The sequence below is a fragment of the Pseudomonas sp. KH_050 genome (assembly GCF_057838875.1).
In genome coordinates this window covers 2,702,252-2,718,077 of sequence record NZ_CM174478.1, presented here as the reverse complement: position 1 = coordinate 2,718,077, position 15,826 = coordinate 2,702,252, and the positions used below count along the sequence as shown (strand labels likewise).

Below are 15,826 nucleotides of genomic sequence, written 5' to 3'. Positions count from 1 at the left end.
ACCAGGCTCTCGAGATCGAATCCAGCCCTGAACCAGGTGGACAGGTCGTGGGAGGAATATGGGGAGGTCTGAATCGCCCCGGGTTTCGTATGTGCGTGGATAAAGCGCTACAGCAAACCTCAAGAAGAACGACAGCAAGACGACGATCAGCTTGGCGGACAATCGCCTGCGCCATCTTTATACGACAAAGCCCTGATTATTCAGGGCTTTGTCGTTACTGCGTTTTTATGAATGCCTGGAGCAGCCTGCTGGCCGGCGTGGCGCTGAACCATGCAGTCGAGGGCGACTGGCTGGCGAAGAATCTCGCAACACTGAGCGACTCAATACGATAAGTTGCTCGAGCTCAGCCAGGCGTCACTACAAAATCGTGCAATACAAACAGCCATGGAAGAATCGGCGCGGGGGGCCATGAAACAGTTCGATGAGTTGGAGGCCAGCCTCGCGGCGACAGCGGTCAGCGAAATTCGCGAAAACGCTGATGAAAACAGCCTTCGCTCGCTGGAATTTGCTCGCCAGGCCAGCGACCTGACCAAGGAAGTGCTGAGTGCACGCCGTCGTGAAAAAGACTTCATTTTGCGCGGTGAGCAGCAGTATGCCGACCTGTTGCTGGGCCATTTCGAAAAAGTGAACACGTCCGGCAAGCAATTGCGCAATAGCCTGATCGACCCTGCCACCCAAGGCAACATCGATGCCGCACTCCGCCAGCTCTCACGCTACCAGGCGGATTTCGGCGAACTGCAGCGGAGCTTTCTCAAGCTGAAAACGACCGAATTTGAAATGAATGAGCGGGCAACACAGGCCGCGACTGCGTCAAATGACGCGGTGAATCTGCAACTGAAAATCCTCGAAACCCAAGCCGGAAAAGCCAAAACCATGTTGGGTGCTGCGACCCTGGTGGGTTTCGTCGTTGGTCTGCTGGCAGCCATACTGATTGCCCGGATGATCGTCGTGCCGCTGCAACGAGTGGTGGATCTGGCCCGTAAAGTGGCTGACGGCGACCTTTCGCAAGACATCCACAGCGACCGTAAGGACGAGCTGGGTATGCTGATGCAAGCCATGCAGGCCATGACCCTGAGCTTGCGCAACCTGCTCACTCGTCTGAGTAGCAGTATTGAACAACTGGCGGCCGCTGCCGAGGAAATGTCGGCAGTGACGGCGCAGAGCAGTGCAGGTATTACCCGGCAGAAGCTGGAAAACGAACAGGTCGCCACGGCCATGAACGAAATGGTCGCCACCGTGCAGGATGTGGCACGTAGCGCCGAAGCCGCAGCCTGCTCCGCCGATCAGGCAGACCGGCAGGCGCATCAGGGCACTTTCGTGATTCAGCAGACCATAGAGCGCATCGAAAGACTGGCAAAGAGCGTGGAGCATTCCGCGGAGTCTGTTGAGCGCCTGAGCCACGACAGCGCCAACATCGGCACGGTATTGGATGTGATCAAAAGTATCGCCGACCAGACCAATCTGCTCGCCCTCAATGCGGCTATCGAAGCCGCGCGCGCGGGTGATGCCGGTCGAGGTTTTGCCGTCGTGGCTGACGAAGTTCGTGCGTTGGCCCGCCGAACCCAGCAACCAACGGCGCAAATTGAAGGCCTGGTCGGCACCTTGCAAATGGGTGCGCAAGGTGCGGTAGAAATGATGGGCATGAGCCGCGTCGAAGCAGGCAGTACGGTGGGGTCGGCCAAGGAAGCAGGTGCGGTACTGGAAACGATTAACGCCGCTGTGTTGAATCAGCAGATTGCTACCGCTGCCGAACAGCAAAGTTCGGTGGCCGAAGAGATCAATCGCAGCGTTGCAAGTATTCGCGATGTCGCTGAGCAATCTGCTGGAGCCGCAGAAGAATCTTCTGCAGCCAGCAGTGATCTGGCCCGTTTGGGTGGCGACTTGCAAACCATGGTGAGCCGATTCAAATTGGTGTGATGCAGCAGCAAACTGTCCTTGTCGCATTGATCCTGGACGACCGGGCCCTGCTTCACCGCCAACCTTGTCATCATCCAGTCAGACCTTGAACTGATTGATCAATTCACGTTGCTGGCCGGCCAGCGTAGACAGCTCGGAACTGGCTTGGCGGGCCTCTTGCGCACCTTCGGTGACCTCGCGGGCCACTTGACCGGTAGTGCTCACGTTGCGGTTTATGTCTTCGACTACCGCGCTCTGTTCCTCGGTGGCGCTGGCGATCCGGGTGTTCATGTCGTTGATCACCGACACTGCCCGCATGACAGTCTTGCCCCCGAGCTTGAAAGGCGCCGGGGCAGTCACGCAGCTGCGTCGCGTTTCCTGCGGGCACAAATAGTACTCGCCCGCACGCAAGCCACTGGGCAGCAGCGTCTGGTCTTCCATTTCGGAAAGTGGTTGCGCCGCCAGGCTGCCGTCGTCATTGCGAAACCACCAAGGGCCAAAGCGACCACTGGCGTCATGTGTCTGGCACCGGGCTGTCCGTATCTATGGATTGGTTGTCGCCAAGAAGGATATGAGTTCGCGCCAGGTCGGCAGCGATGATAAGCGGCACTTCCAGTTCACGCTGAATCTGGCTGACTTGCTCCTGCGCGATCGCGACCAAGCGTTTTTCGATGATCCGCTCAAGCATGCCCTGACTGACCTCCCGAACCAACGCCTCGGTGCGAGCCCCGGAGAACAGCGCATAAATCACCAGTGCAGACACCACGGCAAGGACGCTGGCGCCAGCCAGCGCGACCACGGAAAACCGAATGGACTTGAATTGCATGGAACCCCCAGATGCCACCCTTAAATAGTGCTCGGGGGAACCCTTGCCCTGTAGTCACGCGAACAGCGTGATTACGGTATACCATAATACGTAATACCTCAAAGCCATCTTGTTTCACGCCGTCTTTCTCGCGCAAAAAGGGGCAGCGGTGCCCCATGCCATTCCCCTCATAGATGATCCCATGTCATCTGTACCTTGATAATCCATCCTTTGTCACGCCCTGTGCAGTGGCCTCTAATGCCGGAAAGCCAAGTGATCCCTATCACTGATTTCAACAATAAAAGCTCTTCCAGGAGATATCATGCACAGCGGTCCCACTCTATTGCTGGTGTTGTTTTGCGCCATCATTCTGATCGTTTTTCTCATCGTCAAAGTTCGCGTCCACGCCTTCCTGGCCTTGACCGCGGCGAGCTTTGTGGTAGGTATCGGTTCAGGCATGCCACTGGCGCAAATGGCCTCTTCCTATGAAAAAGGTGTCGGTGGAACACTCGGGTTCCTGGCAACGATCATTGGCCTTGGCGGCATACTCGGCAAGATGCTGGAAGAATCCGGTGGCGCGGAGCGCATCGCCCAGACGCTATTGAGCGCCCTGGGTAAAGAGCGTGCCTCATGGGCCATGATGCTCGTAGGGTTTATTGCGGGCATACCCGTGTTCTTCGAGGTTGGATTCGTTCTGCTCATTCCACTGATCTACGTGGTCGCGAAAGAGACCAGGATCAACCTTCTGTACCTGGGCGTGCCCTTGGCCGTGTCGCTAATGGCGGTTCATTGCATGTTGCCCCCGCACCCTGCCGCTATGGCCATCACCGGGATGCTGGGCGCCGATGTCGGCAAGGTTATTATGTACGGCCTCATTGTCGCGCTGCCTACCGCCATTATTGCCGGACCGCTGTGGGTCAAGCTGGTGTGCAAGAGTGAAGCGCCTGACGCTCAAGAAGCTTTTCTGGATGAACATTGCGATGACAGCACGACCCGGGACTTGCCAGGCCTTGGCTTGACGCTGCTGACCATCCTGCTGCCACTTGCGCTGATGGTAGGGAAAAGCTTCGCGGCCAGTCTGCCCCATGACTCCGGGGTATTCAGCGTTATTTCGTTCCTGGGCACGCCGCTGATAGCACTGTCCATTGCCGTGGTGTTCGCCTACTGGGCGCTGGGCTTGCGCCGTGGCTTATCAATGCCTGACTTGCTCGCGCACACTCAGAAGAGCTTTCCTCCGCTGGCCAGCATTCTGCTGATCATCGGCGCCGGTGGGGCATTCAACGGCATCTTGATCGACAGCGGCGTGGGTAACGCGCTGGCCGGTTCGTTGACGCAATTGAATATGAATCCCATCGTCCTTGCGTGGTTGGTGGCAGGGTTGATGCACTTCGCCGTCGGTTCGGCGACAGTGGCAATGATCAGCGCGGCTGGCATGGTGATGCCGATGCTGGGCGCTCATCCAGCCGTGAGCAAGGAAATTATCTGCATTGCCATCGGCGCCGGCGCTATTGGCTGGACCCATGTGACGGACTCCGCCTTCTGGGTGGTCAAGGAGTACTTGGGTGTCTCGCTAGCCGACGCCTTGAAGATGTTCACCTCGGCCACCGTACTGGCTTCGCTGGTCGCGCTGGGGCTGACCCTGCTGCTGTCGCACCTTGTTTGAATCAACCCGTATTTTCAGCCTGATTGTTTAAAGGGACCACGTCATGATTTTGGGAAGAACACTTGAAAGCTGGTATGCCAGTTATCCTTTGATTCGCGATCTGGTCGCGCTGCAAGAAACCACCTGGTTTAATCCTGCCGTGGCTCCGGTCGCGGAATCGATTAGCGATGTGGGGTTGACGGCCGCAGACGTAGCCGACGCCAGCGCTCGACTGACGCGTTTTGCTTCTTACCTCAGACGTGCGTTTCCGGAAACGCAATGCAGTGGCGGCATTATCGAGTCGGACATTCTGCCTGTGCCACAACTGCAGCAATTGCTGAGCGAGCGCTACAGTCAGGCATTGCCAGGGACGCTTTGGCTCAAACGGGACAGCCATCTACCCATTTCGGGCTCCATCAAGGCGCGCGGTGGGATCTATGAAGTGCTCAAGCATGCCGAAGACCTGGCGTTGGCCGCAAATCTGTTGACGCTTGACGACGACTACGCAGTGCTGGACAGCGATAAAGCGCGGGCGTTTTTCGGCCAATACAAAATAGCCGTCGGCTCGACCGGTAACCTTGGTATGTCCATCGGCATCATGGGGGCCGCGCTGGGCTTCCAGGTGACCGTGCATATGTCGGCAGATGCGCGACAATGGAAGAAAGACAAATTGCGCTCGCACGGCGTTACGGTTGTTGAGTACTCCTCCGATTACAGCGTGGCCGTTGCGCAAGGTCGCAAACAAGCGGAGTCCGATCCAGCCTGCCATTTTGTCGACGATGAAAACTCGGTCAACCTGTTCCTGGGCTACTCGGTGGCCGCCGAGCGCCTGAAAAAGCAATTGGCGGTGGCTAATATCACCGTGGATGCGCAACATCCATTGTTTGTTTATCTGCCCTGTGGCGTGGGTGGCGCGCCTGGCGGCGTAGCCTTCGGCCTGAAGCTGGCCTTCGGTGACGCTGTCCACTGCATCTTCGCCGAGCCCACTCACTCACCATGCATGATGCTGGGCGTCTATACCGGGCTGCACGACGAAGTGAGCGTGCAAGACTTTGGCATTGACAACGTGACGGCTGCTGACGGCTTGGCCGTCGGCCGCGCTTCAGGTTTTGTCGGCAAGGCCATGCAGCGCTTGCTTGATGGTTTCTACACCGTCAGCGACGAGGAAATGTACAGCTTGCTGGCACTGATGGAGCGCAGCGAAGGTGTGCGCCTTGAGCCATCCGCGCTCGCCGGCGTGCCCGGCATTGCCAGAGTCCATGCCGACCAGCAAGGCTACCTGGCTCGCTTGGGCCTGGACAACCAAGCCATGACGCGAGCCACCCATTTGATTTGGGCTACAGGCGGCAACATGGTGCCTTCTGACGAGATGGAGGCTTATCTGGCCAAGGGTCGTCAACTGCTGGCGAAGGGTTGATCAGGGCAATAAGCGCCTGAGCTGCTTGAACCTGAGTAGATACTGGCTGATGCCGGGGTGAATACCGGACAGTCGCAAGGTGATCGCCTTGCCACTGTCCGGTACGCTTGGCTAAAGCGATGTCGGATTCAACGTGCACCACTTCCAGTCACCTCCATTTGCCTGCCGCATCGGCTTAAAATGGATATCCTTGCTGTAGGCGGGTTCCATGCCATTCATACGCTCGCCAGGCAATGGCGACAAGCCGAACGCTTGAACGCGCAAGGCAGCTTTTGTGCTTGAGGGAAAACTGTCGTGCTCAACCTTCCTCCTCGTATCAGTTCCAGGCTCAACAGCAGTCAGTTCGCGAACCTTCACACCTTTTTGGTTGCCGCTCGCCATCTGAGCTTCGCCCGTGCGGCGCAGGAACTGTGTTTGACCGCAAGCGCAGTGAGCCACCGTATAAGTCGGCTGGAAACCGCGTTAGCCATGAAACTGTTCCAGCGCCTGACCAGGCAGGTCAGCCTGACCGATGAAGGCGAACGTATCTTTGAAATACTCCAGAATGCGATGGGAGAATTGTCCGAAGCACTTGAGCAATCCTCACACGCTGAAGTTGCTGGCTCCATCGCGCTCTATGTAAGGCCTTCTATCGCCCAATGCTGGCTGGTTCCCAGGCTGGCGGACTTTGTCGAGCGTTACCCTTTGGTGTCATTGGACCTGCGGTCAGGTAATGACAATGTCGATTTTCGAACCCGCAAAATTGACTTGGCCCTGTACTACGCCAATGGCGAATTTCCCGGGCTGACGAGCCATCGATTGATGCGAGAACAGCTGGCCCCCGTGTGCAGTCCTGACTATGCGCGACGCCATCGTCTGGAGGAAAACCCGGAGAACTTAAGGCATTGCACAACGTTGCATGACTCCCTGGCCTGGGATCATGCGGCCTATGATGCAGAGTGGACGCTCTGGGCAGAGCAGCACAACCTGCTCGCGGCACTTCCCAAGCGTACCTTGACCTTCGATCGCTCTGATTTGAGTGTGACGGCAGCCATCAACCACGCCGGTATCGCGATTGGCCGTCAACAGCTGGTGCAGAAGCGCGTTGATCGCGGCGAACTCGTTCTTCCCCTCGCCGGATTCAGCCGATCAGGCCACTACGATTATTATCTGGTTCACCCGCCGCTCGGGACTATCCCCAAACGATTACTGGTTTTCATGAACTGGCTACGAGAATGCGCGAGTCAATCATCACCCTTGGGTGAGAAAGAAGACCTGCTCGAATGATACGTGTGCACGATCAGGCGGTGAGGCCATACTACTCGGCTCTTCACTCTTGAAGGCATAGGCTTTGAGCAGCGTGGCAAGCAGGATGATGCTCAAGATTCAGCGAAGTGACTGTCGATTTGCAATCCGGACGAGTGAGGGTAAATGGTGATTCGGACAGCAATGCATTGCTTGCAGCCCTGCAGGAAGCCGGCTATCCAGCACAGACTTCGGAAGGCGCCCAGAGCGAGAAGAAAACCGCAGGTTGTGGTGCTAAAGGCAGTGGTTGCTGCTGTCGGTAAACTTCTTTTGAACGGGAGAACACCCATGACTACCAAGCTTCGTATCGCTGTCCTCACTGCGCTCTTCATGACCGGATCAGCGCAAGCCACTGAAGTCATCGACGTTTACCACTATCCTGGCAACTGACGATGACGCCGGGGGCGGACCAGATAGCCTGTACGTTTATTCGTCGCCGGTTGGCTTGATCGCCATCACACTGCACGGCGCCCGATGCAACAGATGTTCGGCGGTGCTGCCCAGGAGCTTGTCCAATCCTCCATGTTGAACCGTGCCCATGACAATGACGTCCGTCAGATGCTTCGTGGCGAACGCACAAATGGTTGGCACCGGTACACCCTCGATGAAATGGCGGCAATCCACCGGAACACCATGTCGGTCGGCCAGGGCCTCAAAGGCGTCCTTCTCGGTCTCCCCCATTATATGGTCGAGGCCGGTGGCGACGGGCAACACGCCAAAGCCCATACCCGGCGCATAGACCGCCGACCAGTCATAGGCATGCAGCAGCTCTAACCGGGCATTGCATTGCTCAGCCAGCCTCACTGCTGCGTCTATGATTTGATCGTTAAACCTGAGGTCCTGCTCTTCACTTCGCAATACATCGACGATGGCCAACACCCTTTGAGGCAGAGGGTTGCGGGCCTCCGTCACCAGATGCACAGGCACCGGGCAATCACGCAACAGTTGCCAATCCAGGGGAGTGAAGAAGACTCGCTTCAGGAGCGACTCTTCATGGGCATCCTTGATGATCATTGCGACAGGCATTTCATTGACATAGTGAAGAATTTCTTCATAAGGCCGTTGCACCCAGACAACCTCACACGTGACCTCGACACCTTTCTTTCGCTGGTGCTCTGCTTGCTGTTCAAGCCATTGCCGGTGTTGTTGCAGATAGCCCTCACGGGCTTGCTTCATTTGCTCGGGAGCAAACAGCCCGGCCACGGAGAGTGCTTCGACATAATCGAACGCGACAATATGCAGGGGCAGTTCTGTTGCCACGGCCAATGCCCCGGCACGCTCGAAAGCCGCTGTATGTACCATCTCAGGTGGTGCCAATAACAGTAACCGCTGATTCCGGGACATGAATCACCTCAGCAAGCAGCCACTACCGGACTGCATAGGGTTGTTCAGGACTGAGAGACGTCTTGATTGAAGCCGCCATCTCGACACAGGGAACAGGATTCAATCTTGAGCGTTCACCCTTGATGCGACTTGATCTGTATCAACTCTCCCCGTCCCACCTCGCTTGCCACAAATCCCGAGGCGATTGCACTGACCGCGTAGCCATAGCGGGTGCCCAGGGTCCGGACAACGATATGCCCGATAGCACCAACCGTCATCAGCAGGACGGTCAATGTGCAAATGGTGCGCAGGTTGATGGCGGCATAAGGCCCGATGTAGCGATCGGGCGCCAATGGCAACACCACAAGGACGGCAATCAGCAGTACCAGCCCATCACGCATTTCCATTTCAGGCAACCTGCATGCAGACATACCCCAGCAGTTAGGTGATGGCAAAGGTACGCAACGCGGCACAGGGCCGGCTTTCGCCTCGTCCCTTGTGCCGTTCGCGCTCAAGGCCAATCAGCAGGCCGATCCCCAGCGCCGCGGCTGCATTGGCAATGCTGATGACTTCATCCATTCAAGTTGCGCCTGCTGACATGAATCGGCCTTGATCATATCGAGCCTGCCTTGGCCGCCCATTGAATGACCACACGTCGGACACCATCAGCGGCCTCCCCCGACATTGATACAGATCAAACAGATGAACCCAACTGGCAGCACGATTGGACAACAGCCCCATCACCCTATGACCCGTCGCTGCCAGGCACGACCGAGTCTCTTTGTTACCGTACGGGAGGTTTGTCATGTCCAGGCAACAACGCTTCATGCTGGTGGCTTCACCATTGATGCAGCACAGCGCGGCCTTCGACAGGGCTGCTGCGCTGGCCAAGGCCGAAGGTGCGGCGTTGCACATCGTGGCTTTTGACTATCTCGAGGGTCTGGCGACAGCTGGCCTGGTCAATGAGCAGGCGCTTGAGCAAATGCGCTTGGGCTACGTCGAGCGACACCGCCAATGGCTTGAGGAACAGGCCAGGCCCCTGCGCAAAATCGGCGTTAATGTGACCACCGAGGTGGTGTGGGTCGAACGTCCACTGGAAGAAATCCTTATCCACCTCAAAGAACAGCCCATGGACATGCTGATCAAAGCGCTGGAGCACGAATCGCTGTTGACGCGGATCATGTTCACACCCCTCGATGTGCACTTGGTGCGTGAGTGCTCTGTGCCGTTGCATTTCGTGAGCAATGTCCGCCATGCCTTGCCACGCAAGATCGTCGCTGCGGTGGATCCTCTCCATCACGATGGCAAAAGCCCGGACTTCAATGACCGGATCATCAGCGAAGCGGCGAAACTGGCAATGAGTTGCAGCGCCGAAGTCGAAGTGTTGTACGCCTATGACCTGTCATCGATCACCTCATCGGAGTTCGGCTTTGACAGCGGTTCAACCTTTTTTTCCTCAACCTTGGCCAAGACCGTGTACGACGCTCAGGGCGAGGCTTTCAACGCACTGGCCGAGCGCAACGGCATACCGGCAGAGCAGCGGCATCTGATCATGGGCAGTCCGGCCAAAGTCCTGGCCAGTTATGCCGACGCCTATGACATCGATGTCATCGTCATGGGCAGAGTAAGCCGTCGTGGGTTGGGCAGACTTATCGGCAGTACCGCAGAGCACCTGCTCTACAAAATGCCTTGCAGCATGCTGGTGGTCTCTCCTGAACAACTCGAGGATTGAATCATGCAGAAGTCGCCCATCACTCGTTTCTGATTGCGTAACTCGACATTTTAGTAGCGAAGTACCGTTTTCCAGTACTTCCCTGCTCTGCTGGGAGGAATGCTGCCATGACCCTGAAAGAATCAACAAAAACACGACATGCTGCCGGTCCTGAATCGACCAGTCGCAGCGATCAGCTCTTCTTTGAAGCCGATCGACTCAGCGCTCAAGCCTATGCGCTCTTGAGTGAGCAACCGATTTCGACTCAAACCCTACAAAGGTTTTCTGAAGCAAAAAAGCAGGCTGATGAAAAATATCGGCAAGCCAGGCAGGAATGGTTGCGTACCAAGGATAAGATCAGCCAACCAGCGAAGGTTGTTGGCTAAATGCCCTTAACGCTATCCATGATCGGCATTCACTATGCCTGCGTAGGAGAACTCAATGGTCATTGACTGGACCCATTTCACCCCTTGGGGGTCATTGGCCGGAGGCGCTCTGATTGGCTTGGCTGCCGGACTCTTTGTTGTACTCAACGGGAGGGTGGCCGGGATCAGCGGTTTGCTGGGTAGCTTACTCAGTCGAGATCATGAAGGTCGTTTGGAAAAGGCAGCATTTCTACTCGGATTGTTCATTACCCCTCTGATCTGGCTACTGTTCACTCCCGTCCCCGCCATCGAGTTTCAGAATGGCTGGCTCAGCCTGCTGCCGGCAGGGTTACTGGTAGGGCTCGGTGCTCGTTATGGATCAGGGTGTACCAGCGGACATGGCGTGTGCGGTATCTCCAGACTGTCATTACGCTCCATGGTGGCGACGCTGAGCTTCATGACAGCGGGATTCGTAACGGTTTTCGTCGTTCGCCATCTATTGGGAAGCTGACTATGCGTGCGCTGATTGCGTTGCTCGCAGGATTGATTTTCGGACTGGGCTTATTGCTCGCGGGTATGGCAAATCCCGCCAAAGTATTGGGATTTCTCGATCTGACCGGAACCTGGGATCCATCACTGGCTCTGGTGATGGTCAGTGCCATTGCCGTAGCTGCCTTGCCATTCGGTTGGGCAAAACGGCAGAAGTGCTCTTTGCTGGGCGAAGCAATGCAGCTGCCTCAGAAGCGAGGACTCGATCGACGCTTGATCGCAGGAAGCCTGATGTTCGGCACCGGCTGGGGCATCGCCGGCATCTGCCCGGGACCTGCAATCGTTGGGCTGGGTGCCGGATTCTGGCAGGCTGGTGTGTTTCTTGGTGCCATGTTGACGGGGATGATCCTCTTCGAAGTGCTTGAGCGCTTTACCGGGAAGCCAAGCCTGGGTAATGCAACCCCATAAGGAGGCCCCCGCCTCAATGTGACTTCATACGGCGTCGGCATGCCTGCAATAGAGATCAACGCAGCTGTTACCAGGCAGCTATTGATTCGAGAGAAGCCATAATTAGCTGCCCCTTCACTACCCGTTTATCCGTTCTCTTACCCATTCCTAGTGGGGATGTCATCCCCACTCGTTGACCACAGTCAATCCCGCTAGCTCTAACGAACCTAATCGGTGACAAACAAAGCCCCCGCCATTACAATTTGATTATCATCGAACGATTTAGGGTGCCGGTAATATCATGGAAAACAAGACTGCACGACTGACTGTGCTCATTGATCCCGTCAAGAAAAAAGCCCTTGAGGAGCTCTGTGCATCCCAGGACCTGACCCCTTCACAGGTCGTTCGTCAGCTTATTCGAGACTACCTGGATACGCATGGCGTGACCTACTCGACCTCGACCAAAAGCAGAGTTGCGGCCAATGGTAAGTGATTCAATCGCCAATGAGCTGCCACGGCGGGAGTCAGCTCATCGCTTTACCTGAAAAGCTCCAACTCAGCTGCAGCCTGGTAACGTGTCGGTCTCTACATAACCGCCCAGTGCAGAACTGAAGTCCGCATGATAATGCTCTGAACCGAGGGCTTGCAGAATCCCCGCCTTGTCGAGCTTGCCAAGAACTTTCTCGTTGGCCTCACACAGTTTTACAACAATGCTGCGTTTACGTAACTGCTCAATAACTTCGAGCAGTGTTTGTAAGCCCGTTATATCCATGAACGGAACTCGCTTCAGACGAATAATCAATACACCTGGATCCGTGTGCGTTTGAGCCAGAACGCGCTCAAAGGTTTCTGCTGCGCCAAAGAAGAGCGGCCCCTCAATGGTGTAAACCAAAACGCCAGACGGAAGACGAACATGTCCATTGATCTGTAACTCAACCTCAAGCTCTTTATCGACCATTCGCTGCACCTCGACAGAAGACGCCATCCGACGCATGAATTGCAACATGGCGAGAATGACACCGATGTTCACGGCAATCGTTAAATCACTGAAAATGGTCAGGCTGAAGGTGATGAGAAGTATAGCGACATCGGCTTTTGGGGCGCGCTCGACCATGCGTTTGAAGTGTTTCAACTCACTCATGTTGTAAGCCACGACAAATAAGATCGCAGCCAAGGTACACAGCGGAATATCCGAGGCCAGAGGCGCCAGGAAAGAAATCAATAAAACCAATGTGAGAGCATGGGCAAAACCCGCAATTGGACTGGTCCCACCATTGCGGATATTGGTCGCTGTCCGAGCAATCGCGCCTGTCGCAGCAAACCCACCAAACAAGGGAGTGACCAGGTTAGCGATGCCTTGGCCGATTAACTCCTGATTGGAGTCATGCTTGGTACCCGCCATACCGTCGGCCACAACAGCAGACAGTAATGACTCGATGGCCCCCAGCATCGCGATCGCGAATGCCGGTCCGATCAACTCAATCACCTGCGGTATTGTTATTTCCGGTAGGCCAATCGCAGGCAGTCCTTGAGGAATCCCCCCAAACGCACTGCCAATCGTTGCAACGCCAGCGAACTGAAAATAAGACTGTATTGCCGTCACAACAGCCATGGCGATCAAGGGGCCTGGCACGCGTTTTATGCCAGGTAATTTGGGGGCCGTGATTACCAGCACCAGACTCAACAGCGCTAATAGTGTCGTCGGGAGGTGAAAACCGGGGAGTGCCTGGACCAAATGCCAAAGTCGCTGATGGAAATGTTCACCGCTGATTTTCGGCAAGCCGAAAAAGTCTTTCCATTGCCCCACCCAAATGATCACTCCAATACCGGCAGTGAAGCCGACAATCACGGGGTCGGGAATGAACTTGATGATGGCCCCAAGCTTGGTGATACCGAGCAATAACAAAATCGCCCCAGCCATCATCGTAGCTATTTGCAAGCCATCAACGCCGTATTTAGCGGTCACACCCGCCAAAATGACGATAAATGCCCCTGTCGGGCCAGCTATCTGAAGACGGCTCCCTCCGAAGAGCGAAACCAAAAGACCACCGACAATGGCGGTGTAAATCCCTTGCTCAGGCTTGACGCCTGATGCGATCGCAAACGCCATGGCCAAGGGCAACGCCACAACGCCCACGATGACCCCAGAGACGAGATTCGAAAGCCAGTGCTCGCGCCCTAGCAGGCCCGCTTTCCAAGCTTCTCGTATCGCAATCATGACTAGCCTCTCTCTGATGGCATGTGCATAATATTCACATGGAGTGATAATAGTAAAGCAAATGGCCTACCCTCGGTACGGCACCGGGAACGCTGTGGATCCGGTGCTGAAAGAGCTAAAAAACACGCTCGGAGACCCGCATGAAACGTGAAGACGTCAAAAACAAACACGATGAAGGCATTCACTTCGACACCCATGTGATAGCCAACCCGGCCAACACGAACGAGTGGATTATCCTTTTCAAAAAGGAGGCGGGAAGAAGTTACTTTCTGGTCAATGACAATGAAGAAATTGAGTCATTTGGACACTTGGATGACTTGATCCATGAGCTTCGGATTATTGGCATCAAGTCTGCCGAAGTTCACTTCTGATTGTTCCTCTCTTGGAGTTTGTGCTGAAAGCAGTGCTCTCGCCCGAGACAGGCACTTTCCGTTTATCTCCCACATGGTCCTGTCAGGAGCTTCAAGGTCGCCGAAAAGAGGGTATAGATGACTCACATATTGGCCTGTATCGACAGCTCAACTACTTTTCCGGCCGTCTGCGACTACGCTGCGTGGGCCAGTCTCAACTTCGCCCTCCCGTTGACCCTCCTGAATGTTGTAGATCGACCCCCCTACCTGGAAATTCGACCTGGTAGCCTGGCGCACGTATTAGACGCCATGACGCTGGACGAACAGCGCCATGAGCAAGCACTGAAGCAAGGCTACCTAATGCTTCAAAACGCTCGGGAACGAGCGATCGCTGATGGCGTGATGAAACCGGAACTCCGTCAAAGAAACGGAGAACTGCTGGGTCGTTTACTAGAGATGGAAAGTGACGCGCGCTGGCTGGTGATGGGTAAACAAAGTGTGCTTCGGCCCCTCCTCACGCAGCTAGAAAGCATCATTGATGCTTTACACAAGCCTATCCTGGTCACCCCCACTACCTTCAAGGTTCCGCGAAGCCTGATGCTCGCTTATGACGGGAGTGAAGTCACACACATGGGGGTGGAGATGCTGGCGGCGAATCCGGCATTCACAAAACTGCCAATACATCTCGTCATGGTCGCTGCTAAAACGCCTAAAAACCTGGGTCAACTCGATGCGGCGGGAGCCATTCTGAACCTGACCGGCTGTAATGTTCAGACGGCCATCCGAGACGGAAAAGTGGAACTCGCCCTACAGGCTTATCAGACCGAGCACGATATCGATCTGTTGGTCATGGGCGCTTTTGGTCATTCGCGTGTCCACCGATTTTGGCTTGGCAGTACAACGTCAAGAATGATCCGGACTACCACACGCCCTCTCCTGTTCCTGCCTAAAAGCTACCTCGAAATGTAACACCCTGGCGCTAAGTAGTCCTGGCTTCTCCAGATGACACTCCAAGGGAAAAGAATTCAAAAATGAATTCAGCAACCTTGATGCCTATATCTCGAAGCTCTGGATTTCAGCGCTTCCCGCCGGAACGAAAAAAGGACCCGAAGGTCCTTATTTCAATGATTTACAGAATTCAATGGAGCTCTGTAGATCTATATTTGGAGCGGGAAACGAGACTCGAACTCGCGACCCCGACCTTGGCAAGGTCGTGCTCTACCAACTGAGCTATTCCCGCGTCTTGGTAACTGAGCGCCATTCTATAGAATCCTGATGCCCCGTCAACCCCTTGATTCAAAAAAGTTTTATTTCTTTTCAGGGTCAGTCTTCAGGTGCGGCCAGGCGGCGCGCAAATATTGCAGCATCGACCACAGCGTCAGCCCCGCCGCGATCAGCAGCAGCGCATAGCCCACCAGGACCCAGAAGCTGAAGTCCGAGGGGTTGGCCAGCAGGATAACCAGCGCCAGCATCTGCGCGGCGGTTTTCCATTTGCCCATGTTCGAGACCGCGACATGCGCCCGGGCGCCGATTTCCGCCATCCACTCGCGCAAGGCAGAGACCACGATTTCGCGACCAATGATCACGGCTGCCGGTAGCGTGAGCCACAGATTGGCATGTTCTTGCACCAGCAGCACCAGGGCCACTGCCACCATCAGCTTGTCGGCCACCGGGTCGAGGAAGGCCCCGAACGGTGTGCTTTGTTCCAGCCGGCGAGCCAGGTAACCATCCAGCCAGTCGGTGGCAGCAGCAAAAGCAAAGACTGAACTGGCCGCCATGTAGCTCCAGTGGTAGGGCAGGTAAAACAACAGAATGAAGATCGGAATGAGCAGGACGCGTAAGACGGTGATCAGATTAGGGATATTCATCGGCACAACTG

16 protein-coding genes, 1 tRNA gene and 2 pseudogenes are annotated in these 15,826 nt (G+C 55.7%); 12 read left to right on the top strand and 7 right to left on the bottom strand.

Annotation, left to right across the window (positions count from 1 at the left end; all coding sequences use genetic code 11):
• The first annotated feature begins 384 nt into the window (after positions 1–384).
• Positions 385–1,917, top strand: a complete 1,533-nt coding sequence (locus tag AC3IUA_RS12520) for a methyl-accepting chemotaxis protein (RefSeq protein ID WP_489361292.1) — start codon at positions 385–387, stop codon at positions 1,915–1,917.
• Positions 1,918–1,995: 78 nt separating this feature from the next.
• Here the strand turns inward: AC3IUA_RS12520 and AC3IUA_RS12515 are convergent.
• Both AC3IUA_RS12515 and AC3IUA_RS12510 read right to left on the bottom strand, forming a co-directional pair.
• A pseudogene (locus AC3IUA_RS12515) lies at positions 1,996–2,223 on the bottom strand (methyl-accepting chemotaxis protein); the annotation flags it as partial.
• A gap of 187 nt (positions 2,224–2,410) precedes the next feature.
• The gene (locus AC3IUA_RS12510; protein ID WP_489361291.1) at positions 2,411–2,722 is read right to left on the bottom strand and encodes a hypothetical protein; all 312 of its coding nucleotides are present in this window, start codon (positions 2,720–2,722) and stop codon (positions 2,411–2,413) included.
• Between the two features lie 301 nt (positions 2,723–3,023).
• Here AC3IUA_RS12510 and AC3IUA_RS12505 point away from each other — a divergent pair, with 301 nt between their 5' ends.
• The 4 genes from AC3IUA_RS12505 to AC3IUA_RS12490 all read left to right on the top strand — a co-directional run bounded on the left by AC3IUA_RS12505 (position 3,024) and on the right by AC3IUA_RS12490 (position 7,307).
• Positions 3,024–4,364 carry a GntT/GntP/DsdX family permease gene (locus tag AC3IUA_RS12505; RefSeq protein WP_489361289.1) on the top strand — a complete coding sequence of 447 codons (1,341 nt, stop codon included), beginning with the start codon at positions 3,024–3,026 and terminating at the stop codon, positions 4,362–4,364.
• Positions 4,365–4,407: 43 nt separating this feature from the next.
• Positions 4,408–5,760: a D-serine ammonia-lyase gene (dsdA, locus tag AC3IUA_RS12500; protein WP_489361287.1), complete on the top strand. Its 1,353-nt coding sequence runs from the start codon at positions 4,408–4,410 to the stop codon at positions 5,758–5,760.
• Between the two features lie 294 nt (positions 5,761–6,054).
• Complete coding sequence (gene dsdC, locus AC3IUA_RS12495; protein ID WP_489361286.1) at positions 6,055–7,026, top strand: DNA-binding transcriptional regulator DsdC; 972 nt, start codon at positions 6,055–6,057, stop codon at positions 7,024–7,026.
• Positions 7,027–7,133: 107 nt separating this feature from the next.
• Entirely contained in the window at positions 7,134–7,307 is a 174-nt protein-coding gene (locus tag AC3IUA_RS12490) for a hypothetical protein (RefSeq protein ID WP_489361284.1), read from the top strand.
• Positions 7,308–7,470: 163 nt separating this feature from the next.
• Here the strand turns inward: AC3IUA_RS12490 and AC3IUA_RS12485 are convergent, their stop codons facing one another.
• Both AC3IUA_RS12485 and AC3IUA_RS12480 read right to left on the bottom strand, forming a co-directional pair.
• Positions 7,471–8,388, bottom strand: coding sequence for a universal stress protein (locus tag AC3IUA_RS12485; protein ID WP_489361282.1), 918 nt, complete (start codon positions 8,386–8,388; stop codon positions 7,471–7,473).
• Positions 8,389–8,549: 161 nt separating this feature from the next.
• A pseudogene (locus tag AC3IUA_RS12480) lies at positions 8,550–8,946 on the bottom strand (MgtC/SapB family protein); the annotation flags it as partial.
• A gap of 226 nt (positions 8,947–9,172) precedes the next feature.
• Here AC3IUA_RS12480 and AC3IUA_RS12475 point away from each other — a divergent pair.
• The 5 genes from AC3IUA_RS12475 (at position 9,173) to AC3IUA_RS12455 (ending at position 11,872) form a co-directional block, all read left to right on the top strand.
• A complete protein-coding gene (locus tag AC3IUA_RS12475; protein WP_489361280.1) occupies positions 9,173–10,099 on the top strand; it encodes a universal stress protein in 927 nt (308 codons plus the stop codon).
• Between the two features lie 107 nt (positions 10,100–10,206).
• Positions 10,207–10,464, top strand: coding sequence for a hypothetical protein (locus tag AC3IUA_RS12470; protein ID WP_489361278.1), 258 nt, complete (start codon positions 10,207–10,209; stop codon positions 10,462–10,464).
• Positions 10,465–10,519: 55 nt separating this feature from the next.
• A complete protein-coding gene (locus AC3IUA_RS12465) occupies positions 10,520–10,954 on the top strand; it encodes a YeeE/YedE family protein (RefSeq protein ID WP_489361276.1) in 435 nt (144 codons plus the stop codon).
• Between the two features lie 2 nt (positions 10,955–10,956).
• Positions 10,957–11,400 carry a DUF6691 family protein gene (locus AC3IUA_RS12460; RefSeq protein ID WP_489361275.1) on the top strand — a complete coding sequence of 148 codons (444 nt, stop codon included), beginning with the start codon at positions 10,957–10,959 and terminating at the stop codon, positions 11,398–11,400.
• Positions 11,401–11,680: 280 nt separating this feature from the next.
• Positions 11,681–11,872 (top strand): CopG family transcriptional regulator, encoded by a 192-nt coding sequence (locus AC3IUA_RS12455; RefSeq protein WP_489361273.1) that lies wholly within the window; start codon positions 11,681–11,683, stop codon positions 11,870–11,872.
• Between the two features lie 63 nt (positions 11,873–11,935).
• On the opposite strand, the gene AC3IUA_RS12450 is transcribed toward AC3IUA_RS12455, so the two are convergent.
• The gene (locus AC3IUA_RS12450; protein ID WP_489361271.1) at positions 11,936–13,597 is read right to left on the bottom strand and encodes a SulP family inorganic anion transporter; all 1,662 of its coding nucleotides are present in this window, start codon (positions 13,595–13,597) and stop codon (positions 11,936–11,938) included.
• Positions 13,598–13,737: 140 nt separating this feature from the next.
• Here AC3IUA_RS12450 and AC3IUA_RS12445 point away from each other — a divergent pair, with 140 nt between their 5' ends.
• Positions 13,738–13,968 (top strand): hypothetical protein, encoded by a 231-nt coding sequence (locus AC3IUA_RS12445; protein WP_489361269.1) that lies wholly within the window; start codon positions 13,738–13,740, stop codon positions 13,966–13,968.
• A gap of 117 nt (positions 13,969–14,085) precedes the next feature.
• Entirely contained in the window at positions 14,086–14,916 is an 831-nt protein-coding gene (locus AC3IUA_RS12440) for a universal stress protein (protein ID WP_489361267.1), read from the top strand.
• 195 nt (positions 14,917–15,111) lie between these two features.
• Here AC3IUA_RS12440 and AC3IUA_RS12435 read toward each other — a convergent pair.
• A tRNA-Gly gene (locus tag AC3IUA_RS12435) sits at positions 15,112–15,187 on the bottom strand.
• A gap of 67 nt (positions 15,188–15,254) precedes the next feature.
• Entirely contained in the window at positions 15,255–15,815 is a 561-nt protein-coding gene (gene pgsA, locus AC3IUA_RS12430) for a CDP-diacylglycerol--glycerol-3-phosphate 3-phosphatidyltransferase (RefSeq protein ID WP_489361265.1), read from the bottom strand.
• Positions 15,816–15,826: the final 11 nt, after the last annotated feature.